23 protein-coding genes are annotated in these 23,214 nt (G+C 60.0%); 2 read left to right on the top strand and 21 right to left on the bottom strand.

The window, feature by feature from the left end:
- The first annotated feature begins 114 nt into the window (after window positions 1-114).
- Window positions 115-1,131: an LLM class flavin-dependent oxidoreductase gene (locus VGI36_15240; protein HEY2486503.1), complete on the top strand. Its 1,017-nt coding sequence runs from the start codon at window positions 115-117 to the stop codon at window positions 1,129-1,131.
- 364 nt (window positions 1,132-1,495) lie between these two features.
- Here the strand turns inward: VGI36_15240 and VGI36_15235 are convergent, their stop codons facing one another.
- The 19 genes from VGI36_15235 to VGI36_15145 all read right to left on the bottom strand — a co-directional run bounded on the left by VGI36_15235 (window position 1,496) and on the right by VGI36_15145 (window position 18,842).
- The gene (locus VGI36_15235; GenBank protein ID HEY2486502.1) at window positions 1,496-2,128 is read right to left on the bottom strand and encodes a hypothetical protein; all 633 of its coding nucleotides are present in this window, start codon (window positions 2,126-2,128) and stop codon (window positions 1,496-1,498) included.
- A 218-nt stretch (window positions 2,129-2,346) separates the two neighbouring features.
- The gene (locus VGI36_15230; protein ID HEY2486501.1) at window positions 2,347-4,029 is read right to left on the bottom strand and encodes a hypothetical protein; all 1,683 of its coding nucleotides are present in this window, start codon (window positions 4,027-4,029) and stop codon (window positions 2,347-2,349) included.
- Between the two features lie 146 nt (window positions 4,030-4,175).
- Complete coding sequence (locus VGI36_15225) at window positions 4,176-5,531, bottom strand: tetratricopeptide repeat protein (protein ID HEY2486500.1); 1,356 nt, start codon at window positions 5,529-5,531, stop codon at window positions 4,176-4,178.
- A gap of 149 nt (window positions 5,532-5,680) precedes the next feature.
- The gene (locus VGI36_15220; protein ID HEY2486499.1) at window positions 5,681-7,270 is read right to left on the bottom strand and encodes a DUF4331 family protein; all 1,590 of its coding nucleotides are present in this window, start codon (window positions 7,268-7,270) and stop codon (window positions 5,681-5,683) included.
- 725 nt (window positions 7,271-7,995) lie between these two features.
- Window positions 7,996-8,274 (bottom strand): hypothetical protein, encoded by a 279-nt coding sequence (locus VGI36_15215; protein HEY2486498.1) that lies wholly within the window; start codon window positions 8,272-8,274, stop codon window positions 7,996-7,998.
- A gap of 138 nt (window positions 8,275-8,412) precedes the next feature.
- Window positions 8,413-8,991: a hypothetical protein gene (locus VGI36_15210; GenBank protein HEY2486497.1), complete on the bottom strand. Its 579-nt coding sequence runs from the start codon at window positions 8,989-8,991 to the stop codon at window positions 8,413-8,415.
- Window positions 8,992-9,042: 51 nt separating this feature from the next.
- Window positions 9,043-9,264, bottom strand: coding sequence for a Fe-S cluster assembly protein IscX (iscX, locus tag VGI36_15205; GenBank protein HEY2486496.1), 222 nt, complete (start codon window positions 9,262-9,264; stop codon window positions 9,043-9,045).
- A gap of 15 nt (window positions 9,265-9,279) precedes the next feature.
- Window positions 9,280-11,142, bottom strand: a complete 1,863-nt coding sequence (gene hscA, locus VGI36_15200; protein ID HEY2486495.1) for a Fe-S protein assembly chaperone HscA — start codon at window positions 11,140-11,142, stop codon at window positions 9,280-9,282.
- Window positions 11,142-11,774, bottom strand: a complete 633-nt coding sequence (hscB, locus tag VGI36_15195; protein ID HEY2486494.1) for a Fe-S protein assembly co-chaperone HscB — start codon at window positions 11,772-11,774, stop codon at window positions 11,142-11,144. Before hscB ends, hscA begins: the two co-directional genes overlap by 1 nt.
- Before the next feature lie 30 nt (window positions 11,775-11,804).
- The gene (locus tag VGI36_15190; GenBank protein ID HEY2486493.1) at window positions 11,805-12,122 is read right to left on the bottom strand and encodes an iron-sulfur cluster assembly accessory protein; all 318 of its coding nucleotides are present in this window, start codon (window positions 12,120-12,122) and stop codon (window positions 11,805-11,807) included.
- A 15-nt stretch (window positions 12,123-12,137) separates the two neighbouring features.
- Window positions 12,138-12,557 (bottom strand): Fe-S cluster assembly scaffold IscU, encoded by a 420-nt coding sequence (gene iscU / locus VGI36_15185; protein HEY2486492.1) that lies wholly within the window; start codon window positions 12,555-12,557, stop codon window positions 12,138-12,140.
- Between the two features lie 24 nt (window positions 12,558-12,581).
- Window positions 12,582-13,799, bottom strand: a complete 1,218-nt coding sequence (locus VGI36_15180; GenBank protein ID HEY2486491.1) for an IscS subfamily cysteine desulfurase — start codon at window positions 13,797-13,799, stop codon at window positions 12,582-12,584.
- A 196-nt stretch (window positions 13,800-13,995) separates the two neighbouring features.
- Complete coding sequence (locus tag VGI36_15175) at window positions 13,996-14,490, bottom strand: GNAT family N-acetyltransferase (protein HEY2486490.1); 495 nt, start codon at window positions 14,488-14,490, stop codon at window positions 13,996-13,998.
- A gap of 43 nt (window positions 14,491-14,533) precedes the next feature.
- Window positions 14,534-15,676, bottom strand: coding sequence for an ABC transporter permease (locus tag VGI36_15170; GenBank protein ID HEY2486489.1), 1,143 nt, complete (start codon window positions 15,674-15,676; stop codon window positions 14,534-14,536).
- A 273-nt stretch (window positions 15,677-15,949) separates the two neighbouring features.
- Window positions 15,950-16,591 carry an HAD family phosphatase gene (locus VGI36_15165; protein ID HEY2486488.1) on the bottom strand — a complete coding sequence of 214 codons (642 nt, stop codon included), beginning with the start codon at window positions 16,589-16,591 and terminating at the stop codon, window positions 15,950-15,952.
- Window positions 16,592-16,924: 333 nt separating this feature from the next.
- The gene (locus VGI36_15160) at window positions 16,925-17,239 is read right to left on the bottom strand and encodes a hypothetical protein (protein ID HEY2486487.1); all 315 of its coding nucleotides are present in this window, start codon (window positions 17,237-17,239) and stop codon (window positions 16,925-16,927) included.
- 19 nt (window positions 17,240-17,258) lie between these two features.
- Window positions 17,259-18,194 carry a protein translocase subunit SecF gene (gene secF, locus VGI36_15155; GenBank protein HEY2486486.1) on the bottom strand — a complete coding sequence of 312 codons (936 nt, stop codon included), beginning with the start codon at window positions 18,192-18,194 and terminating at the stop codon, window positions 17,259-17,261.
- A gap of 47 nt (window positions 18,195-18,241) precedes the next feature.
- Window positions 18,242-18,652: a hypothetical protein gene (locus VGI36_15150; GenBank protein ID HEY2486485.1), complete on the bottom strand. Its 411-nt coding sequence runs from the start codon at window positions 18,650-18,652 to the stop codon at window positions 18,242-18,244.
- A gap of 19 nt (window positions 18,653-18,671) precedes the next feature.
- Window positions 18,672-18,842: a hypothetical protein gene (locus VGI36_15145; GenBank protein HEY2486484.1), complete on the bottom strand. Its 171-nt coding sequence runs from the start codon at window positions 18,840-18,842 to the stop codon at window positions 18,672-18,674.
- A gap of 239 nt (window positions 18,843-19,081) precedes the next feature.
- On the opposite strand from VGI36_15145, the gene VGI36_15140 reads away from it, so the two are divergent.
- The gene (locus tag VGI36_15140) at window positions 19,082-19,927 is read left to right on the top strand and encodes a tRNA (adenine-N1)-methyltransferase (GenBank protein HEY2486483.1); all 846 of its coding nucleotides are present in this window, start codon (window positions 19,082-19,084) and stop codon (window positions 19,925-19,927) included.
- A 223-nt stretch (window positions 19,928-20,150) separates the two neighbouring features.
- On the opposite strand, the gene VGI36_15135 is transcribed toward VGI36_15140, so the two are convergent.
- Both VGI36_15135 and VGI36_15130 read right to left on the bottom strand, forming a co-directional pair.
- Window positions 20,151-22,595, bottom strand: a complete 2,445-nt coding sequence (locus VGI36_15135; GenBank protein ID HEY2486482.1) for a transglycosylase domain-containing protein — start codon at window positions 22,593-22,595, stop codon at window positions 20,151-20,153.
- Between the two features lie 109 nt (window positions 22,596-22,704).
- Window positions 22,705-23,190 (bottom strand): adenosine-specific kinase, encoded by a 486-nt coding sequence (locus tag VGI36_15130; GenBank protein ID HEY2486481.1) that lies wholly within the window; start codon window positions 23,188-23,190, stop codon window positions 22,705-22,707.
- Between the last annotated feature and the right edge of the window lie 24 nt (window positions 23,191-23,214).

Below are 23,214 nucleotides of genomic sequence, written 5' to 3'. Positions count from 1 at the left end.
GAAGCCCTCGGAGTAAGCTACATCTGAATCGCCCCAGGCGACACGCGTCGCCATCGCGCCGGTAGGAAACCGCTCCGCAACTACGCTACATTTCAGCGACTAAGGAACTCCATCATGATGAAGCTTGGCGTTACCATTCCGTTCGACCCGTTTTTCTCCCACCAACACTTCCCGGAACTCGTGCGCACCGCCGACCGCTGCGGCTACACGGAGGGCTGGTCTTACGAGTCGTATACTACGGACGCCTTCTCGCCGATCAGCGCTGCGGCGATGCTGTCCTCAAAGATGCGCTTCGGCACGGCGATCGTTCCGGTTTTTAGCCGTCCGCCCGCCCTGATCGCCATGTCCGCCATTACCGCCCAGCTCATTACCGGCGGCCGTTTCGTGCTCGGCCTCGGCATCTCGACTCCCAATATCATGCAGGGATGGATGGGCGTCCCGTTTCGCAAACCCGTCACGCTGATGCGTGAAACCGTCGAGACACTGCGCGCGATTTTTCGCCGCGAAAAAGTCACGCTCCATGGCAAAATGGTCAATATCGACGGCTTCCGCCTCGACGTGCCCTTCGACACTCCGCCGCCGATCTACGTCGGGGCGCAAGGATCGCAGATGCTGCGCGTCGCGGGAGAAATCGGCGACGGAGTCATCGTCAATTTTGTCACTCCGGAAACCTTGTCGGCGACGCTTGACGAAACGCGCGAAGGTCGACGCGCAGCCGGCAAGGATCCCGCCACGCTGGATGTAGCTTGCCGGATCATCTGCGCGGTCGATGAAGATGAGGAAACGGTACGCGCAATGTTCCGCCGCTCGCTCACCGCATACGTTACCGTCCCGCAATACAACAAGTTCTTCCGCGAGATCGGCTACGAAAAAGAAGCCGGTATCGCATTCGAGGCGTGGAACGCCGGCGAGCGGAAAAAAGCTCTCGAGTCGATTCCCGATGGGATGGTCGAGAAGATCTTCGTCTTCGGCAGCCCCGCGCAGTGCGCCCGGCGACTCAAGGACTTCGAACGAGCGGGCGTCACCACCAGTGCTCTGCAGTTCTCATCCTTTGCGAAAACCCCGGAGGAACGCCGCGGCCGGCTCCTGAAAGCGATCGAGAACCTCGCCCACGCCTGGCGTGCGGCCTAGAGCCAGCCGCCCGAGCTGCAAGCGAAAATCAAAAAACTGCGCGGGGCGAGAAAGTACAGCACCACCCCACCAGCGCATATGCCGCGACCCCTTCAAGGCAAGCTTGCCCCGCTGGTCGCAAGATACAACCCCAGCACCAGCGCGGTACCGACTATCGCGACCACCTGTTCGATGCGACGTTCAGCGGCGCCGCAGCCGCGCGACGTGCTCGGAGATTCGTGCGCCGCAGTTGGGACACACCCTGCCCCGCTTGACGGCGAGATCGGCTTCGCACTCCAGGCATTCGATTTTGGTACTGAGGAGTATGCCTCATCGACGCTAGGGCGACTTACAAAGCGCCGCAAGCACTGGGGCGAGGTGAGACTCAATGGGGCTTCCACGTCGGCGCCGCCCCGAAAAGGTGATCGCTAATGCCCAGTTGATAGGCGAGAAAGAGCCCAAAGCCGAAGCTTAGCAGCCCGGAGCTAGCGACAAGACTTTGATGCATCCGTACCATCCGTTCAGTTGTCAGGATGAAAGGGGTGGCAATGGCAGTGGTGATCAGACCCATGCCCAGAATCGTGCCGATGCAAAAAATGACCAGGTAAACCGTTGCCCAAAGCGGCTCTGGAATGGCGCTCAGCACGAGCAAAGCGATCGCAGCGCTACCTGCGAGTCCGTGGACAAGACCAACGATAAACGCGCGGAACAATGGATGGCGCAGTGCGAATCGCTTCGCGACCGCGTCCTCCACAACATGCACCTTAGCATGGTCATGCGAACCGAGGTGAACATAATGGTGACGGTGCGAAGACCCGCCATCAAAATGCACATGTGAGTATCGAATGCCTTCGTTTGCAACTGAGGTGGCTCTGCATATTCGTCCAAGAATTCTCCGACTCAAGCCCGCGACGGCGCCAACGCCGAGGAGGATCAATACGACGGCGACCGCAAACTCCATCGCGAGCCCGAGCCGAGGCGGAATTGCGATTTTGAAAACAATGATGAGCGAGCCCACCGCTAGGACGGTTAGCGTGTGGCCCACGCCCCAAATGACTCCGATGCGGCTCGTCGTGGAAAGGCGATGTTGGCGACTTACTATAGTGGTTACGGCAATGACGTGATCGGGGTCGGTGGCGTGCCGCATACCCATCACCAGTCCCAACAGAGCGATTCCGACTGGCGCTGTGGTAGTCAGATTCAAGGAAAGCCTCGAGTGGTGACTTTAGTGCTCATTCAACTTCCGATATGAAAGATTCCCGCTGTGATCAGCGATTGAAGAGTAAGCATGACGCCGACCGTGGTGATAACCGCGGAAGAAGCTAACGGTAACCAGTGCTGGGTCAACGAGCTTTGACTGCCGAGCCGGCTCATTAACCGACCTGCATAAACCATCGCAAGTCCGAAGCTTATCAACACGGCGGCTAAACCCACGCTAAACGCTACAATCAAAAAGATTCCGAACGCCACGCGATGAAACGCAAGCGCGCCAAGGAGTACCACCAATGCTGCGGGACAGGGCACGATCCCACCCGTCACACCTAGCCCGATAAGGCCTGCGAACGATAGCGGCTTCGGGTCTTCGGCGGATTGACGTCCCCGCTCGGCCGCATCCCCTTCGTGGTCGAGGTGAGCATCTGGATGGACCCGAGAGCCAGCGTAGGAATGATCGTCCGCACGATGAACATGCCCACCCCACCAGGTATGCCGGTGGGTCAGCGTCGCACTCGAGCCGTGGTCTTCGTGGTGATGGCTGTGCGCATCGCCCGGGAGGTGGCGGTACGAATGCGCGTCATGCACGCGGTGGAAATGTGGCTGTGAAGCCGTGGTTCGATAGTGGTGCACGAAGAGAGTGAGACCGAGCACGGCCACCAATAGACCAGACGCCATTCCGAGCCAGGGATAGAGTTGCTCTGGCATGATCCATTGCGAAGCATAAAGGGTGACTATGCCCAGGGCATAGACCGAGATCGTATGAGAGGCGGTCACGATACCGCCGAGTAGTACCGCGTGGCGCGCCTTCCCATGTGAACCGACCAGGTAGGCGGCGACGAGGGTTTTGCCGTGCCCGGGCTCGAGCGCGTGAAAACCGCCTAGTAACGCGGCGATGATCGCCGCAACTACCAGGAACGCCAGGTCGGTCCGGTTCGACGCAATCAAATCCGTGAATGCGCTGCGTGGAGTGTCTTGACGATTGGCCGCGAGTCCTATGCCAACCCGCACCGGGACTTTGCTGGTGTCGAGCCATCCGAAGCCGTGTGTAGTGCGGCTATTTTGTTTGGCGGCACTGCTCATTGGGACGGCCTTGAACGTTATGTCAGCTTGCAAAAGTTGTGGTGGACTGTGGAGCAGGTCGGTTGGATAGTTCGTAAGTTCGAGACTGCGATCTGACTGCGGCGCCGAACTCGTAACGAGTGCGACCCCGGATTGCACGATCGCGACGACCTCTTTCCATCCCGCTCGGCCCAGGTAATTATTATCCTCGTAGTGCAGCGATCTGGATGAAGCGCCAAACTGCGGCATTGTACCCTGGTAGACGAAGCCGAGTTTCATCGTCCGCAGCCCGCCGGCCCCGGGTGGGAAGATCACCTGCCGCGCGACGGTGTGCAGGTCCAGACGCTGGGCAGCGACGAGCAGCGTCAGTCCCTGCTTGAGCGTCTCACCTTGACGTTCGAGATAGCCGCCCAGCGCGGGATCATCGGGGCGGGCGACGATTCCGCTTTGCTGGATCTCCTGAAAGGTCGGGATTTCGGCCATGTCGATTATGTAGTCCAGTTCAATATCGTTCGGGCTAATAAGTATCCTGCAGTAGTGGTTTATGCTGAAATTACCCATCGGATGGGCTAAGGCCGCTGTCGATGTCATAAGCAGCGCTAGGCTGAGCACCGCGGCGTATTGCAGGAATAGTTTGAAGGTCAAAGTCAGGACCTTTGAAGTCAAATTGCTGAGTTCGACTACCTGCGCTCTACCGTTTGATTCAGAATTACCTGCAGACACTAGCCGTCTAAGACCTCGCGCAAGGACAAAAGTGAAAATCATGATCGGTGAACAGGAGTCGACCATAGCTATTGATGTCTATTAGCTGCCTCGCGAGGGCGATCGCGCCGCAGAAGCTCAGTTGGTTGCGGACCGATCGAATCAAGTATCTGACCAGCCTGGTCTGCATAAAAAACGTGGAAATGAGGGTTCAAAGCAAGCGCTCGCTGCAGGTACTGGCGCGCTCTTCGATCGTCTCCGCGCGCGTGCGCAATCATCCCGGCATGAAAGAATAGCAACGGATCCCGCGTTCCAAGGCGCAGCGCGTTGACATCTGCCGCGGCAGCCTCCTGATCCCGGCCATTCTTGTAAAGTGCAAAAGCGAGCGTGTCCCAAGTATAGACATCCTCGCGTGCCGCCAGCTCGTTGTGGGCGAGCGTGACCGCCTTGTCCAGTTTTAGGTCGTGATCGGCGTAAAAAAGTGCAAGTTCCCGATTGAAGACTGATTGGCTCAGGGTACTGAGCCGCGCGATATATTCGACCAGATCATACGCTTTCTTCGCGTCTTCGGTACGCCCGGTCTTCGCGTAAACGTCGCCTAGTTCGGCGACGTAGACCGGCATCGGTATGACACTGATTGCTTGCTGGTAAAGTCGAATCGATTCGTCGAAATGTCCCTGCGAGGCTCGCAGCTCAGCGAGTCCCGCGAGAGACCGATGGTAGGCAGGGTAGTCTTTTAGCGATCCGGTGTACGACTTTTCCGCCTTCGCGACTTGCCCGACGCGGAAGTACTCGTTGCCGAGCATGTATTCCGTCCACGCGATGTTCTCGGCACGCATGCCAGCCGAACGTGCCGCAGCGATAGCGTTCTCCATGCGGCGAATCGATTGGAGCGCGCGTCCTTCGGCAAAATCCAGCGCGGCAAGGCGGCTCTCGCGCAGGTAGGTGAGAGCGGGACCCATATATGGTCTGGAAATCGAGGGCATCAAGTTAGCAAAAGCGACGCGGGCTCCGTCGTAATCGCCCAGATTCATCATGCAGTCACCGATGGTCGCGTATTCAGAAACGTCACCGGTCTTAAAGCTGAGCGCCTGGCGCGCCCATCTAATCGCGTCTGAAAATCGGTGCTCCGCGAAATAGACATCGGCAAGGTGGGCAGTGGCGGAAGCAGCCTCTGGATGGGTTGATTCGAGGAGCAGGGATTTCTCAAGCGCTTGTTCGGCAAGTTGATAGTACGTGATCTCACCGGTTTCACGCGCTTTCTGCATATAGGCCGTTCCGAACCGGTCGTAATCGAAGTAACTGGTGGGATCGAGCGACACCCGCCACTGAAAGAACTTGACCACGCCGTCGGTAGGAGTTGCGCGGAGGCTCGGTGGCAGAGTCGAGTACCGCTTGAGGCCGGTCGGCTGTGGGACGGGTGCAGGATTCGAGCTGAGAGCCAAGGCAGATTTTGAGGGCAGCGTGCCACTCTTCGGTTGAAGAACATGCTCGTGGCTCTTAAGTGCAAGAACAAACGACCGGGAGAAGGAGGATCAGCCACCCAAAGGTCCTGCGCATGGAACTGCCCTAATCAGAGGCGTTCAGCGTTTCATCATGGGTTCGCTTCCTGTGGGGGAAAGTCGACCGTGCCGGGGTTACCCGGAAGCGGATGCTGGGAGGCAAGGAAGGGGAAGCTCGTGCTCAGCGGCAGGTCGTTAGCACTCTCACCCAACGATAGCGCGAGAATGCCCACGTCGGGCCTGATGAAGTCTGTACCGTCAAGTACCGCGAGCACACGGCGGTCAGGGCAGGGGAGCGAACTGCAATCGAGCGAGCTGGGCCGAACCGATCCATCACTGGAGGCCCCCGGAAGGCCGGAACCCTTTGGGAAGGTCACATCGGCGAGTTGGCGCGACAGTTGAAGAAGGATATCCGTCACCGCATCGCCTGGCCGACGGCCATCCTGCAACCCGACCATGTTGCTCGGACCAATAATCCCGATGCCCTTGGGTGGAATATCGTTGGGGGGCGTAACCGACAGGTCGAGCCTGATGACATCGGGCAGCACTGCCTTGCGAATCAAATTTGGATCAGTGTTCTGAAAATTGTTGCCCAACAGCAGTGGAGCACCTTCGATCTCACCGACCCCGTTTGGCGTCGCCACGACGGTACCGTCCAGCTTGAGCGAGTGAAGCACGGTTGCACGGCGGGCGGTGGTGTTACCGCTCGGGTCCGTGGAAGTCAGCGCATTCGGAATCAACGACGAGAACATCGCCACGTCTTCATCAGGCGTCGCAAAATTGAAGGCGTCTCTCATCGAGCTCGGAACGAAAACGGTAGCGATCAATTGCTGGCCCATGCGCTCGAATTGAAGGAAATTGGCCGAATCGTGCGTGCCACCCGGGTTGTGAGTCTGGGCAACTGGGCGACTGACCGTCGCCCAAATGTTCACCTCCGAAGTAGCTCCCTTTATCATCGACGCGGGCAATTCGACCTGGATAGAGGAGACGTTGAATCCGCCGAACCCGTCCACGCCGCTGTTTCCACCCACTGGAGTTGCCAAGAGACCGCGCCCTCGCAGATGGCCAAGAAGCGGAGCATTCGGATAGTCACGAAAGACGTCCTGGGCCCCCGTCAGAATCCTGAATAACTGTCCGATGTCGGCTACGAATGGATCGTCCCGCGTACCGGCGAATACGGTCATTCCTCCATTTCCGGAGAGGACCGTATTAACCGCTCCCAAAACACTAGGATGCCCCTGCGGAAGAACTGCGCGGGTGCCCGTAACCTGCGGTTTCATCGGACCAAAGACTTTCACCATCTGGCCGGCGCTGGTGGTCGTGAAAGTCACCTCGATGACGAGGTCTTCAACTGCGTCGCCGGTGTTATCGATCTTGAACTGGTAAAGCAGTTCATTACTGAACGCGTAACCGGGGAGCTCGGCCGGCACGGAAAACGGGTTTACGTTCATGACCAGAACGACATCGTCGGAGTTGTTGGGATCGAGAAAGGCAAACACGTCTGTGACATCGCCCTGGGGAATCCCATCAACGGTTGGAGCGTCCCGATGATCGGCCGCGCGCGCTGAGGCTGACCAAAAGAGCAGGGAACCAAGTGCCAACCCTACTGTCAAAAGGCTCAGACGCACCCGGATTCTGGGTTGCGAAGAACAATCTTCGGCTAAAGCGCCTAGTCGTTTCATGGTCGTCCCCCTTTAAGTAGGAATGTATTTTACATTCCGGATTCTGGACGTTGTCTTCCACTCAGACAAAAGGTGTGCGCAGTCCGGACTGAAGCCATTTTTCTACAACCGCTGTCAAGGTGTCGCGGCCGAACGGTGACGACTCTTCTGTGCCGGCAGCATACCATTGCGAAACACGAAAAGATCTCGAAAGCGCCCTGACCTCAGAACGTCTGTCCCCCAGATGTCGTGTGATTTTCACAACCGGGTAGCCTCGCATAGTGAGAAGAATGGAGTTCTCATCAGGATCCTGGCGGACAATCTGGTAGAACTTGATGAACCAACTGATATACGAGAACCCTACGGGGGTCGGATTTGCGAAACGCTCCGTCTCCGTCCGGCTCCGCAGTATTGCCTCTTTGCATCGATGTGTCCGGACAATCCCTGGCGGCAGCTTTCCCTTGACGACCTTGCGAGTAAGAGCGCCCCGACCTTCGCTGTACTCCGTACCCGTCAGGACGACTCACATCGTACTAACATGCAGTGAACCTCGTTCAGTAGTGATTTTGCGTCCTTCAGATCGATGGTATCGAAATCCTCGTTGAACCAGCCGTAGATTTCGCCGAGTAGCGCGCACGCCTCTAAGCGCCGTCTATGCTTCGTGAGCAGCCGGCTCCTGAAGCGATCGAGAACCTCGCCAGGCCTGGCGTGCGGCCTAGAGCAAGCCGCCAGAGTTGCAAGCGAAATCAAAAAAAAGTGCGCTGGGCGAGAAAGTACAGTACCGCCCCCACCAGCGCATATGCCGCGACCCCTTCAAGCAAGCTTGCCCCGCTGGTCGCAAGATACAACCCCAGCACCAGCGCGGTACCGACTATCGCGACCACCTGTTCGATGCGACGCTCGCGGCGCCGCACACGCGCGACGTGCTCGGAGATTCGTGCGCCGCAGTTGGGACACACCCCGCCCCGCTTGACGGCGAGATCGGCTTCGCACTCCGGGCATTCGATTTTGGTCCTGAGCGGCACGCCTCATCGACGCTAGGCCTACTCACAAAGCGCCGCAAGCACCGGAGTCAGGGGAGCAAGAAAAAGCGAGGGGATCGACCCTAATTCGAGGTGCGGAAGCACTGGCACTGGCCAGGCCTTGTGCCACTCACATGCGGTTTACGCGCGCGCCCTGCGTCGTTTGGAGGATGCATGGGTCGAGCGGACCCGATGCTCGTGCTCGCGATGATGGACGGCGGCAGGCTGAGCGAACACTTTGGCGGGATTGGGCGCCGGCGTCGGAGCGGCCGGCTCGGGCAGCGCGGGATTGGCGGCAGCCACCTCCGCTTCGGCGCGCCGGCGCGCAATCAATTCGATTTTCCGTTCCTTCCACCTGTTCAATCCGACCCGCATGTACTCTGCGTTGATGTCCAGCATGTCGCAGACGTTGTCGAACGAGAACACCCAGCGCTTGTCCTCGTGGGTGATCCACTCATCCGCCTCGCGGAAGAGGCGCTGTCCCTTGTTGGTCGCTGCATCGATGCATTTCATGAAGCACTCGACCGCATCTTCCAGCACACTCAGGATCAGGCGCTTCTCGCCCTCGAGCAGATGCTTCTTACGCATCGCCTCGAAATACTGGATGGGCAAAAGGGTGTCCGGCTCGAATAAGTTCGGCAACCTTTCGTCCAGGGTTTCCTTCTCCTGCATCTTGGTCCCCTGCTCTACCCCCACTCTCGAGCTGCGATTGGCTTCCACCGCATCCCCACCTCCTCTCAAAGATATCGACGCCGTTCCTTCGGCATCTATTCACTCGTCCTCGTCGTTCTGTTCCTCATAAAGTTCGTTCCAAGCCATCTGGATGGCCTCAAGCTTGCTCTCGGTCGAGGAACCCGGCTGGTCATCGAACTCGTCAAGGTCGATCACCCACTGGCGCAGATCGGTAAAGCGAACATCCAGCGGATTGATTCCAGGGTGGTTTTCAGCGAGCACCTCCGCGATCTCTTCGGCTTGATCCCACTTGAGTCCCATACTGAGACGCCTCCGTTACGACACCTCTTCGACCGATTTCTTTTCCAGCGCCTGCTTGATGGCAAAATCCATGATGCGTCCCGCGAACGGGGTGCTCAGCTCATTCAACTCTTCCACCAGTCTGGAAATGAGCTCGCGGTCCGATGTCTTGCGTGCCACCTCCAACCGCTCCGCCTCCTCCTCGAGCCGCGCCCGTTCGTCCGGTCCGATGAGTCCCGGAAACTCGCCCAGCTGCTTGCGCAGCGCCCCCAGGATCTGCTCGGCGTCGTTGCGAGCGACGATCAGAAGCCGCTGCTCCAGATCCTCCTCGCCCAGATCGATCGCCTCTTCGAGCATCCGTTCGATCTCGTCGTCAGTCAGGCCATAACTTGGCTTGACATCGATCGAGTGCTCGCGGCCGGTGCGCTCGTCACGTGCGCTGACATTTAGTATCCCGTTTGCGTCGATGAGGAAAGTGACCGCAATCCGGGGCAGTCCAGCCGGCTGTGCTTCGATAGGTCCCAGTTTGAATCGTGCGAGACTCCGGCAGTCTTTGGCAAGCTCCCGCTCGCCCTGGAGAACGTGGATATCCACATGGCTCTGATTATCCACAGCGGTGGTGAAATTCTCGGTGACGCTGGTTGGGATGGTGGTATTGCGATGGATAAGCCGTTCCATGACTCCGCCCATCGTCTCGATGCCAAGCGACAGGGGAACCACGTCGAGGAGTAGCATATCGCCCTGCGTGCCCATCAACACACCCGCCTGGACCGCGGCGCCGAGGGCCACGACCTCGTCAGGATTCAGCGAGCAGAGCGGTTCGCGACCAAACAACTCGGCGACTCTCCTGCGCACCAGCGGCATGCGCGTGGCCCCGCCGACCAGGACCACCGTCGCGATTTCGTCTGCGGCAAGCTTCGCATCGGCAAGCGCCAGCTCGCAGCGCTTGAGCGACCGCGCGACCAGGGGCTCGGCCATTTTCTCGAGCGCTGGGCGGGTGAGCGGCTTGGTAATCAGGTGGCCCGGCAACTCGAGTCGGACCTCCACTTCGCCGGCTTCGCTGAGACGCTTCTTGGCGTCCTCGGCAACGCGTCGGGCGCTGTTCCATACGTGACGGTCGCGCCTGATTTCCGCCGGAGTTTCCGCCAGCAGCCAATCCACCAACGCACTGTCCATATCGTCGCCGCCCAGGTGAGTATCGCCGTTGGTTGCAAGGACTTCGAAAATGCCACCCTTGATGCTTAGAATCGAGATGTCAAAGGTGCCACCCCCGAGGTCGTAGACCGCCACGTTTCCCTCGGCCAATTGGTTGAGCCCATAGGCCAGCGAGGCCGCGGTAGGTTCGTTCACCAGCCGAGCCACTTCGAGACCCGCCAGCCGCCCTGCATCCTTGGTTGCCTGCCGCTGGCCATCGTTGAAATAAGCGGGAACCGTGATAACCACCCGCTCCACCTTCTCGCCGAGCGCGCGTTCGGCGCGCCGCTTCAACGCGTTCAGTATCTCGGCTGAAATTTGCGGCGGAGTGAACGCCCGCTTACCAATTCGAAAACGTACGACCGGCCCCGACAGGTCGGCAAATGCATAGCGAGCCCGTTCCTCGGGAGCGACTTCCTCTCCACCCACTCCCATGTATCGCTTTACCGAGCGTATAACCGCGCCGTATTCGCCGCCGGGAAAGCCGACCGCACTTACCCGCCCGTCCTGCTCGCGGCTGAGGTGGGGTTCCATCTCCGCCGCGTCGCGGCCGACGTGCACTGCGCCGTCGGGCGCGAGCGCGACTACTGATTCCAGCAGCGTCTGGCCGGTCTGGGGATCGGCGATGACCCGTGGAGCACCATTCTCCATCGTCGCGATGAGGCTGTTGGTCGTGCCGAGGTCAATACCGAAGATGCGGGTCATCAGGCTGCCTTGAGATTTTCAAGTCCCCGGTCTACGTCACGAATCAGAGTGCGCAGGTAAGCGATCTTTGAAAGCACTGCCTTGAGCTCGGCGCTGAGTTGTCGGGGGTCGCCGCCGGCATCCCAGCGCTCGAAGTTTCGCGCCAGATCGCACTGCAACGAATTGATCGCACTTTCCAGTTCGATCCGGCGCGCGCGGCTGCGCTCGCGCAGCCGTGGAAGATCGGAACCTGCCTCGCGCAGTTCGCTGAGCTCGTCCTGGACCTCGAATACGAGTTCTGCGAGATCGGGGGGTACGGTTTTGTTGTTGTCGGCGAGCTTTTCACCCTTAAGCTCAAGCCAGTACAGCCCGCGCGCGATCGGATCGCGCAGCGTGCGGTAGCTGCGCGTCAGCAGCGCGGTGCTGCGTAGGCTGGCGTCGCGGAGCCGAGCGGAGCCCTGCGCGAAACGGTCGGGATGAATCTGTCGGCTCAGCTCGTGATAGACGCGCTCAAGCGCAGAGGTGTCGAGGATCAGCTTGCGCGGAAACGAGAACGCGGCGAACCCGTCGACCTCTGCGCCCAGCGGGGCGCCGCAGTTCTCACAGATCAGTCGCGGTCCTTGCTGCCGTCCGCATGACGGACATTGGATCATGTTTGCGCCGTGTTTCCTGCATCCCCTCGTTCATACAACGAACGATTCCCCACATCCGCAGCTGCGTTTGGCGTTGGGATTCACCACCCTAAACCCCGACGACATCAGCTCTTCGGCGTAGTCTAGTTCGGAGCCATTCAGGTAAAGAAAACTCTTCTTATCCACGATCAGGCGCGCGCCGTCGCGCTCGAAAATCTTGTCGCGCTCCTTGGCGGCATCGACTTCCATGCGGTATTGCAGCCCGGAGCATCCGCCCCCGACGACTTTGACCCGCAGTCCCGCCTGGTCGCCTTTCTCGGAGACGAGCTGCTTGATCTTGTGTACCGCGTTGTCGGACAGAGAAATCATCGGGCCCGTGCGTCGTTACTTCTCCTGCGCTTTCGCCTGCTCGGACTGCGGGGCGAGGCCCTTGTGCGTCTTCCAGTCGGTAATGGCGGCCTTGATCGCATCCTCGGCGAGCACCGAGCAATGGATCTTTACCGGGGGCAGGTTAAGTTCCTTCACGATGACCGTATTTTTAATCGCTATCGCATCGTCGATGTGCTTGCCCTTGACCAGCTCGGTCACGTAACTCGAACTCGCGATCGCGCTGCCGCAACCGAAGGTCTTGAAGCGTGCATCTTCGATGACCCCGGCGTCGTTGATCCTGAGCTGCAGCTTCATCACGTCGCCGCATTCGGGCGCGCCGACTACACCGGTTCCGACGTTCGCATCGTCCTTGGCAAAACTTCCGACGTTGCGGGGATGGTTGTAATGGTCGAGAACCTTATCTGAATAGGACATGGTCGCCTCCGATCAATTGTCTGGTCACGCTTTCCACTGGACCGATTTCAAGTCGATTCCTTCCCTGGCCATCTCGTACAACGGCGACATTTCGCGCAGCCGCCTCACTTCCTTGGTCACACGCTCCGCCACGTAGTCGACTTCCGCACCGGTGTTGAACCGGCCCAGCCCAAATCGGATCGAGCTGTGCGCCAGCTCTTCATTGGTTCCGAGCGCGCGAATTACGTAGGAGGGTTCCAAGGTTGCCGAGGTACACGCAGAGCCCGAACTGACTGCCACGTCGTTGATACCCATCAGCAGTGACTCGCCTTCGACATAGGCAAAGCTCACGTTCAGATTGCCGGGCAGGCGCTCGGTCGGATGACCGTTCACATAGATCTCGTCGAGCCGCTCGAACAATTGTGCCTGCAACCGACTACGCAGATCGATCAGGTAACGGGCTTCACCCGCCAACTCGTTCTTCGCGATCTCACAGGCCAAGCCGAAGCCGACGATTCCCGTAACGTTGAGAGTGCCCGACCGCATTCCGCGCTCGTGACCGCCGCCGTCGATGATCGGGGTCAGCCGCACGCGCGGTCCCTTCGAGCGTACGTAAAGCGCGCCGACGCCCTTGGGACCGTAGATTTTGTGACCACTCATCGCGAGCAGATCGATGCCGTCCTTTTCCACGTCCACCGGAATCTTGCCGACCGCCTGGACCGCATCGCAGTGGAAGATGATTTCCCTCTCCTTGGCGATCTTGCCGATCTCGCGGATTGGATGAATCGTGCCGATCTCGTTGTTTGCGTACATGATCGAGATCAGCACGGTCTTGTCAGTGATGGCCTTGCGCACCGCGTCCGGATCGACCATCCCGTACTTGTCGACCGGCAGGTACGTCACGTTCGCCTTGCCCCCCCGTTCGAGGGCGCGGCACGAATCGAGCACGGCCTTATGCTCGGTGACACAGGTGATGACGTGGTTGCCCTTGTCCTTGTAGAATTCGATGACACCCTTGATTGCAAGGTTGTCGGACTCGGTCGCGCCGCTGGTAAAGATGATTTCTCTGGACTTGGCGTTGATGATGCCCGCGATTTGATCGCGCGCTTTGCCGACCGCCTCTTCGGCTTCCCAGCCGAAACTATGATTGCGGCTTGCGGAGTTGCCAAATTTGGTCGTGAAATAAGGCAACATCGCGTCGAGCACACGCGGGTCGCACGGCGTCGTCGCGTGATTGTCCATGTAAACCGGCGTCTTAAGCATCTTTATCTTCCGCTCGCTGGACAGGCATCCATCCACTTCCAGGCGAACCCGAAAATTAGTGGACTCCTACAGTCCAGTATAGACATCCCCGTCCAGCTGTCAACGAGACGGAATACTGGACCCATGAAGTCCACTAAAGGGATTCTCCTTGATTGTCAAGGCTAATTCGGGTCACTTACCGGTTGGTCAGGAATGGCTACGAGCGCCTCGGTTTGAGTTCAAGGCGGCGCTCTTCACGCCAATCGGCGAAGCCGAGCCGATGCCACGCCGTCGCCCCAAGCCAGTTGCGATGCAGCACGCTCAGCGTGACAACCGCTACGTTCTGCGCTCGAAACCATTGGTAGGCATCCTCGAGCATCAGTTTCATTAGTCCTTTTCCTCGCCACACCTCCTCGAGAAAAGCCTGGCTGATATAGCCGCTGAGCAGAGGGACACCGCCCTCGCGCCGACGATAGAGCCGGACCCACAGATGGCCAACCAACCGTCCGTTACCACTGTCCGCGACCCACACCGCGTGGTGGTCGCGGCTTAGTACCGTGCGCAGCCAGTTGGGAGCATCGCGAATCTCATCCCAATCGTAACGGGCGCGTTCGTCGAGCGCTTCTTCATAGGCCGCGAGCGCCGCAACCAGCCGCGCCACCTCCGGTATATCGCTTACCTGGGCCGGTCGAATCTCGATGTCGGGCACCATGCCCTGATCTCATCACAAAGCGGGCGCGCGGCAAATCCTGTGATCAAACAATCGCGCGCAATTCATCGACCACCTTGCGCCGCATCGCGAGCCTGGCGGGCACCAGGCCGCTCGAGATTCCGATTATGGTCGACAGCACGATCGCGGCAACCGGCACACGTGCCGGCATGGTGATCGTCCCGAGGCTGCCAAACAAATCTCCACTGAGCGGCAGCAGGTGCAGAATGACCCATGCCACTCCCGCGCCGATCGCGCCCCCGATCGCGCCGGTGAGAGCGCCTTCGGCGCTGAGCAGCATTACTACCCGGGGCGCGGTGAAGCCGATCGATCGCATCACCGCAAATTCAACCCGCCGCTCACGTACCGACATCGCGGCGGTGTTCGCCGCGACCAGGCTGATACTGAACAAAACGATAATTGAGAGAACCTCCGCCAGTCGAATTATCGTGCGGAGCGACTGGATAAATCCAGCCTGGAAACTCTCCTCCGATTCGGTGGCGGTGGGATCGCTGGAATTGGCAAACTGGCTGTCGACCGCCTGGATGACCTGGGGTATGGATTCCAGCCGGTCCACCCGAATCCAGATAAAATCCGCTCTCCCGGTCTGCCCGATGGCCTGCTGCAGATAGTCGCGGCGAAAGATCAGCATCGTGGGCAGCGTGCCCTTGCCCAGCGTTCCCACGATTTTGAACTGCAGGTTCCGGCCATAAACCGAATCGTGCAGCATGATCTGCTGGCCCAGGTGGAACCCGAAGCGTTGCATGGTGGAGAGACCGACCAGCGCTGCCATACGCTCGTGCTGAAATGCATCGATGCTTTCCCGTGACACGCGCCAATCCGGCCACACCGTCTCGGTCTGGTTAGGTTCGGTCGCGAGGTTGGGAAACTGATCCGAGGGGAGATGATAAATGCCGCCGAACCAGTTCCACAGGTCCACGCCAACCACGTGCGGAATCGCCGCGATTCGCCTGCCGTATAACTCCGGCAGCGAGTAGCCGAGGCCGGCTTTTCCATGACACACCAGGCGTGGGTTGGTCGCGCTCGCGGCAAGCATCCGATCGACGAAACTCGGCAAGGTGAATAAGGCCGCGAAAATGAACATCGAAACTGCGATCGACAGGATAGTGAGCAGGGTGCGCCGCCGATTGCGGGTGAGATTGCGATAGACCATGCGAAAGAACTTCATCGCGCAGTGTCCCTATTCGGAGGCAACGGCGCGCTCTTGCGGAGAAACCTCGCCAGCATTCCCCACTCCTTACCTGGGGCGCGGATGAATTCCTTGGGCTGCTCGCTCATCGGCCCTTCGCCCCTTTCGTTTGTCCTCGCCCATGCTCATGCCAGCAGCACATCCGCGGAGCCTCCAACCACCGTGACAACGTCAACTCCTCGACCGGTCGTGAGATGAAGAGTGAAAGTAAATGCGCCAGAACATTTGTCTCCGGCCTAGCACGAACGACGACTACAACGACTCCACCAACGCTGGCAGCGCCCTCACGTCGTCGAGCACCGCGATCGCACCGCTGAACTGAGAACCCTTGGTGAAGCGATTCGGCACCACCACGCATCGCAGCCCGGCGGCGAGCGCCGATTGGAGCCCACGCGCGGAGTCTTCGACCGCGATGCTACGGTCGGTGGCCACCGACAGACGATCAAGGGCGGTCAGATAAGGTTCCGGATGCGGTTTCGATTGACGGTAGTCCTCGCGCGCGAGAATCAAGTCGAAATACTCCCGCACTCCGCTTCCACGATGCGCGAGATCAAAGTGCTTGCGGAGCGAAGTCGTCACGATCGCCATACGAGCCTTCCCTTTGAGACGCACCAGAGTCTCGATGACACCGTCCATCGCGACGCAACCGGCGCATAACATCGCGGCATAGGCGAGGTCGCGTTCGCCGCGAAGTCTCAGGATTTGGTCGGCACTCCATCCTGAGGCTTCAAGCAGGTCAAATGCGCTGCGTCCACTAGTTAGCGCAAACTCGATGTACTGTTCGCGGGTTAGATCTACGCCCGCTCCCGCCAACGTGTCGCGAGTGGCCAGGAAGAACATCTCCTCGGTGTCGACGAGAACACCATCGTTGTCCCACAGGATTGCTTCAATCATGGCCCTTGCTGGGCGGAGAGGCTCGCGCCTTCTGTCTTTTTTTAATCAAGATAGCAGCGGGCACGGAAGACCATGGGCTCGGGGAGTGTGAAACCGCGGGAGAGCAGATCTCCAGTACATGACGTGGTCGATTTTTCCGGTTCGCTCTGCCTGGCGGGCAAAGCCGCCACCCCGACCGTTCCCGCGCCAGGCTTCCCGCGTGTTCCTCCGGCACGCCCCGCGCCACAGCGCGAGCGAACGGGCAGAGCCGGTCAGCCACAACCGCGGACGCCTTCTTTCCCGCCTCTTTGCGGCAGCTTTGGAAGTCGTGTTCTCAACCCTCGGGGCGGTGGGTCAGAAGGGCCCGCGATTGGAGGCATTGAAGCTGATCTCCAACATGCGGTGTTCGCTGCGAATTGTTTTGAGCGCGCTCTCCCGCGTCATTTCGAACTCGCGTTCGAGCCAGGGCGCGAGTCGGCTCATGATAGCCTCGCTATCGGTCGTGGGGTCGACGAGTCCGGCCGCAAGCCGGCACCGAAACGCCACTCGCTCGATTCCATCGCGCCGCTCCAGCACCAGCGTCAACAAGATTACTTCTGCATCGCGTTGGTCGGGCGCTCCAGTCTTGAGCAAATAATCGCCGCGGCCGGTCTTGATGGATACTGCCACGGCGGATGATGCGGTTGTGCTATGCGGCGCGTGCGGAGGGGGAACCGCCGCGCTTGCCGCGGCCCTCCCAGAACAGCACGACCGGGCCTGCGATATAGACCGACGAATAGGTGCCCGTAATGAATCCTACCAGCAGGGTGAAGGCGGACGGCCGCAGGATGGGCCCCCCGAACACGAGCAGCGCGATGAGCACCATGATCGCGGTACCCGAAGTCAGGATGGTTCGCGACAGAGTCTCATTGATTGCGCGGTTCATGATCGTCGCGATTGGCTCGCGCCGCCGCTTGGCCGCATCTTCACGAATTCGATCTGACACGATAATCGTGTCGTGCACGGAATAGCCGATGACCGTGAGCAGCGCTGCCAGCGTAGTCAGGTCGAACTGGAGCTGCGCGATAACCAGCGCCCCCGTCACCACCAACACATCGTGAATCAGCGCGATTACTGCTCCGGTGCCGAAACTCCAACTCACGTGGCGAAACTGGATCGCGATGAATATTCCCATGAAGATGGTAGCTACGATGACGGCCAGAAATCCCTTGCGCCGCAGGTCACTACCCACCTTGGCCCCTACGCTCTCCACTCTGACCACTTTCGCGCCGTTGGCCCCGAAGCTCTTGGCCAGTTCTGCTTCCAGCGTAGGCCCCAGGCCCGCGATGTTTTTGACCTTCTCGAAGCGCAACAGATAGGAATGGCCGGCGGAGCCGAAGTCCTGGACGGTTATTTCACCTAGATCGAGCGGCGCCAGCGACCGCCGAATCGTCTCCGCATTGGTGGCGTTGGTGAACTGCACCTGCACCACGCTGCCGCCGATGAAATCGACACCGTAGTTCAGTCCCTTGAAGATGAGAAGAAGGATCGCCGCGAGGTTGATCGCGGTCGACAGAATCACGAAGAAATGGCGCTTCCCGACGAAATCTAGATTGATGTCGGGAGGAATCAGTTGCAGAGACATCGGCCCTGTTTAGCTTCTCGCCCCCGCCGGCACAACCCTGGTTCCGTTCAGCTCGCCGCGGCGCGCTTGCGGCGCGGGCTGCGGCTCGAGGCCGCCGGTTTAGGCGCCGCCGCGGGAGGGGTCGGGACGGACTTCGCCTTACTGCACGCGCCGCACTGGTTGTTCTGATTGTCGGGATCCTCGGTCAGCCCATCGTCGAGCGAATGGCACACCTTTAGACAATTGCTACAGATGAAGTAAATGCCCTCGATGGTTTTGTTGATACGCTCGCGATTGAGAATACGGCCGCGGAGTTTTTCGATGCGGATACCGAGCAACTCGGCGTACTGGCGCTTTATCTTGCGTCGTCCGGCCTCGTCCTTGGGAAGATCCGCATCTTCATCGGCTTCCTCTGCCATATCCCCGAAACTAGCGTACCGGTCGCGCTTGGAAGTCTTGCTTTTCCGCGTTCTACCCATCACATCACTCCCGGAATGCTCAACGCGTTCGGCCGACGTAGCCACACGCCTTTTCGCACACCAGGTAGAAACCCTTGCGCCCGAAACCAGCGAACTTGGTTACCTTGCTCTCCGCCCCGCAGCTGGGACACATGTGCTTGTTCTGCAGTTCGCCGCCTTTTTCCGCGGTCTTTGCCTTCTTCTCTGCCATTGTCAACCCTGTTCCGTGCCGAATTTGTGCCGATAAAACGGATCTGCCGGGCATTCGCCTCGGCATGAGGGAATCTAACCACTTTTCAGCGGCATGCAAAATCGCCCAGCCGTCGTTCGATACTCGGACCGGGCGCGGCCAAAAGCCTAGGCGCCACACTCATCCGCAGTCAATAGGGTTGAGCCGCGTTGCACACACCACCGCATGCGTCTATCGGTAGATGACCTGTGGATTCTCGTTTGAAACCCAATGACGCTGTGATCTTCATCGATCGCAAGGGCCGGCGTTACCTGAAGGTCCTTAAACCGGGTCAGAAACTGCTGATCCGCGGCGAGCTAATGGCGGATACGCTGATCGGAATCGAGGAAGGATCGCGCATCAAGTTTTCCAGCGGTGAAATCTTCCTGGTCCTGAGACCGACTTACGCCGACCTGGTGCCGCACCTGCCGCGCACCGCACAGGTCATTTATCCGAAGGACACGGGTCCGCTGATCATTTGGGGCGACGTATTCCCGGGCGCAACGGTCATCGAGGGAGGCGTCGGCGCGGGCGCGCTCACGATCGCGCTACTCCGCGCGATCGGCCCGCACGGGCGACTGGTCTCCTACGAGATTCGCGACGATTTCGCGGATCTTGCGCAACGCAACGTCGCTACATTCTTCGGCGCAGCGCCCACCTGGACCCTCAAACGCCGCGACCTGTACGAGGGTTTCGATGAGAGCGCGGCGGATCGAATGTTCCTGGATTTGCCGGAACCGGGCCGTGCCCTGGAAGTGGCGGCGCGCGCACTCCGCCCGGGCGGAGTGCTGGTTGGCTATGTCCCCACCGCACTGCAGTTGAAAGACACGGTCGACGCGCTTCAGGCACATACCGAGTTCGGACAAATCGAGAGCTTCGAGACGCTGCTGCGCCATTGGCAGGTCAAGGGACTCAGTGTGCGACCGCTGAACCGGATGGTCGCACACTCGGCATTCATCATTATCGCCCGCCGCCTCGCGCCTTCGCCGCTGGGGGCGGAAGCCGAGTCAACCTCGCAATGGTCCGCACCTGCCGACGAGTCCGATGACGAAGATCCGAAGCAGTAGTCAAACCAACGATTTTCCTTCCGTCGGCGGCGGAAGACTCAGCCCTCCAAAAGGTGGGCGCTGGCGCCCCCTGCACCTAAGATAGCAGCGCTACCTGCACCCATGACCGGTGTGCCCGATTTTCTCGCTTCAGTTCGCCTTCCGAGTGAGAACGCGGCTGCAGCGGCCATCGAGTTTGGCGCAGCCAGTCAAAGCGCAGGCCAGGCACACCGTCCGTACGGGTTCAGTGAAAAAGCCGGCCGAAGAATCCGGCGACCGCTCCGATCACGCTCTCGGACGATGGGCTGGGTGAGGCGCTAGGTTCGGGCTCCGCAACGGCCGGCGACGCCGCCCCTGTGGCCGGCCCCGGAGCTGGAGGAGCCGAGGCGATGAGGCCGGCGTGCAGCGGACAAATACCGGTCGGTGCGGTGCCGATCAGAAACGGCAGAGCCATCGCACGCGGACAGTATGGCGTGGCAAGCCCTCCGCTTTGCGGATCGATAGTCGCATATACGATTCCCGACGGTTCGGGGAAATCCGGAGAATCCGTCGCTACGGCATCGTTCATGAACGAAACCCACGCCGGCAGGGCGGCCTGCGCGCCCGGCATACCAAGACTCTGCGGCGCGTCGAATCCCACCCATACCCCGCACACCAGCTCGGGCGTGTACCCGATGAAGTACCCATCGCGGTAATCCTGCGTCGTTCCAGTCTTGCCGGCGGCAGGAAAATCTAGCCCCATGCGGGTCGCCGCCGCGCCGGTGCCATATCGCAGCACCTGCTTGAGCGCACCTGTTATGAGGAAGGCAACCGAGGGATTGATAACGCGCTTTTCCTCGTCATCGTGGTGGTAAATGAGATGCCCGGATTTGTCGACCACCGATTCGACCGCATACGGCGGATCCTGCAAGCCACCGCTCGCGAACACCTGGTAGGCGCCGGTTAGCTCGAGCAACGTGGTCTCGTCCGCGCCGATCGAGATTGGCAGCACGGCCGGCAAATTTCCGCCTATTCCAAGCTCGTGCGCGGTCTGGACAATCTTCGCCGCCCCCAGCTGGCTGCCAACCCAGGCGGTCGGCACGTTGAGCGATTCGAACAAGGCTTCAACCACCGTGACCTGACCCTGGTACGTGCGCTCGTAGTTCACTGGCGTCCACCCGCCGAAGGACATCGGATGATCGGGAAGGGTGGAGGCCAGTGTCATCGGAGAGCTTAACGGCGATCGTTCCGGATCGAGCGCAGCCAGGTAGACAATCGGCTTGAAAGCGGAGCCCGGCTGTCGCTCGGCCATGGCGGCGCGATTGAATTGACTGGATGAATAGTCGCGCCCGCCGACCATTGCACGAATCGCCCCGGTCTCCGCATCGAGCACCACCACCGCGCTTTCAAGCTGGTCCCTGGCGCGCGCGCGGCGCAGATGTGGATGACGCTTTTCAAGTTGTTCGAGATTCTCGGTTACCGCACCGGCGGCGTCGGCCTGCATCTTAGGATCGAGAGTCGTGTACACCTTTAAGCCTTCGAGGCGTCCATGCAGCCCGGGAATCTTCTCGACGAAGCTGGCGACGTAGTCGGTGAAGTAGGGCGCGCGGCGAAGCCCAGGCGGCTGCGTCACGTCGATGGGCGACGCGATCGCGGCGCGATATGCGACCTCGTCGATCACACCGTCGCGCTTCATCACCGCAAGCACCGTGTCGCGCCTTGCGCGGCACGCCTGGGGATGACGCCGAGGATCATACAGGGTGGGCGCCTGGATCATCCCGATAAGGGTCGCCGCCTCGGCGGGCGTCACCTGGCGCAGGTCCTTGTTGAAAATATAGCGAGAGGCCTGCGGCATGCCTTCGATCGGTGTACCGCTATACGCACCCATCGGCACGTCGCTGATGTAACGTTCGAGAATTTCGTTCTTGCTGAGGCGAATCTCCAGCACTATCGCGACCGTCAGCTCACGAAATTTGCGGCCGAAGCTTCGATCGAATCGATCCAGGAAGGTGCGGGCCAATTGCTGGGTGATGGTGCTGGCGCCCTGGGACAGTCGGTGGGACCGCAAGTCAACCAGCGCGGCTTCGATGACGCGAATCGGATCGAGCCCAGGGTGGTAATAGAACCAGCGGTCTTCGGTCGCGATCAGACCTCGTACGAGGTAGGGCTTGAGATCGCCCAGGGCGACATCGACCCGTTCGGCCGGAGCGCCCGCCAGCAAGCGCCCAACCACTTCCGGTTCGAGCATCGCGCTGCGCCTGGGGACTCCGAAAGAATCGGCGATCGCAGTAACTCGGTCCCCATCGAACCTGAGTTTTATGACCGAGGGCGCGTAGTCGTTCTGCCCGACCTTGAAGCCGCGGACATAGATCGTCATCGCGTCGCGCCCTCGCGAATATTCGCCAGGCGCATCCGCGACTGCGACCTGCAAATAGCTCAGGTGGTCCAGCCGGTCTAGCAGGCCAACGGTCTCCGTCTCATCGACACACCTGATGACGGTGGGAGCGGAGTAGATAGCCGAGCTGAGAGCTGCCCGCCGCTGCTCGATGAGTTCGGAAATCTCGCCGTAAAGCTGGGCGAGGTAGAAACCCGCGGCAAAGCACAGGAGCAGGAAGGCCGTGCCCGCAATCGTAGCTAGCCGCCATCCACCGATTCGCGATCCGCGTTTCGGCCGGCCGCCCCTTCCCCGCCCCTTGTCACCACTGGCCATCTCCCAATCTGGTGCTTCAAATCATAACGGAAAAGAGAGCCGCTCGCCGAGAATATTTTCGCTTCCAGACATGTGTAGGAATCGGGCATTTCGGCTGTCCGCTGAAAGATTATTTCTTGTAGCCGAAGCGGCGCAGCATCGCGTGACGCTCCTGTTGCTCTGGTTCGCCCTCGACTCCGGCAGGCGAGCTGCCGTCGATAACCCCGATAACTCCCCGCGCTCCGACCTCCTCGGCGACCACCACGCGCAGAGGATTGGCGCTGGCGCAGAAGACCGTGCACACCTCGCTCACCGCCTTGATTTGATTCAGCACGTTCACGGGGAAGGCGTTGCCGAGCATGATCACGAAGACGTGACCCGCTGCGATCGCAGAGACCGCCTCGATTGCGGCTTGCTCAAGCTTCCGGTCGCTGCCGAGATGGCGAATCAAGCACGGACCCGATGCCTCCGCGAAGGCCAGGCCGAACTGGATGCCCGGGACCGCCTGCACTAACGTCTCGTACAAATCTTCAACCGTCTTGATGAAGTGCGCCTGCCCGACGATCACATTCACCTCGTCAGCCGGCTTGATGATCGCGACCGTCTTGATTTCCATATGACGCGGCCTTTCCTGATGATC

The sequence above is a fragment of the Candidatus Binataceae bacterium genome, from assembly GCA_036495685.1.
In the GTDB taxonomy this organism is placed as follows: Bacteria; Desulfobacterota; Binatia; order Binatales; family Binataceae; genus JAFAHS01.
This window is presented reverse-complemented; position numbering and strand designations above follow the sequence as displayed.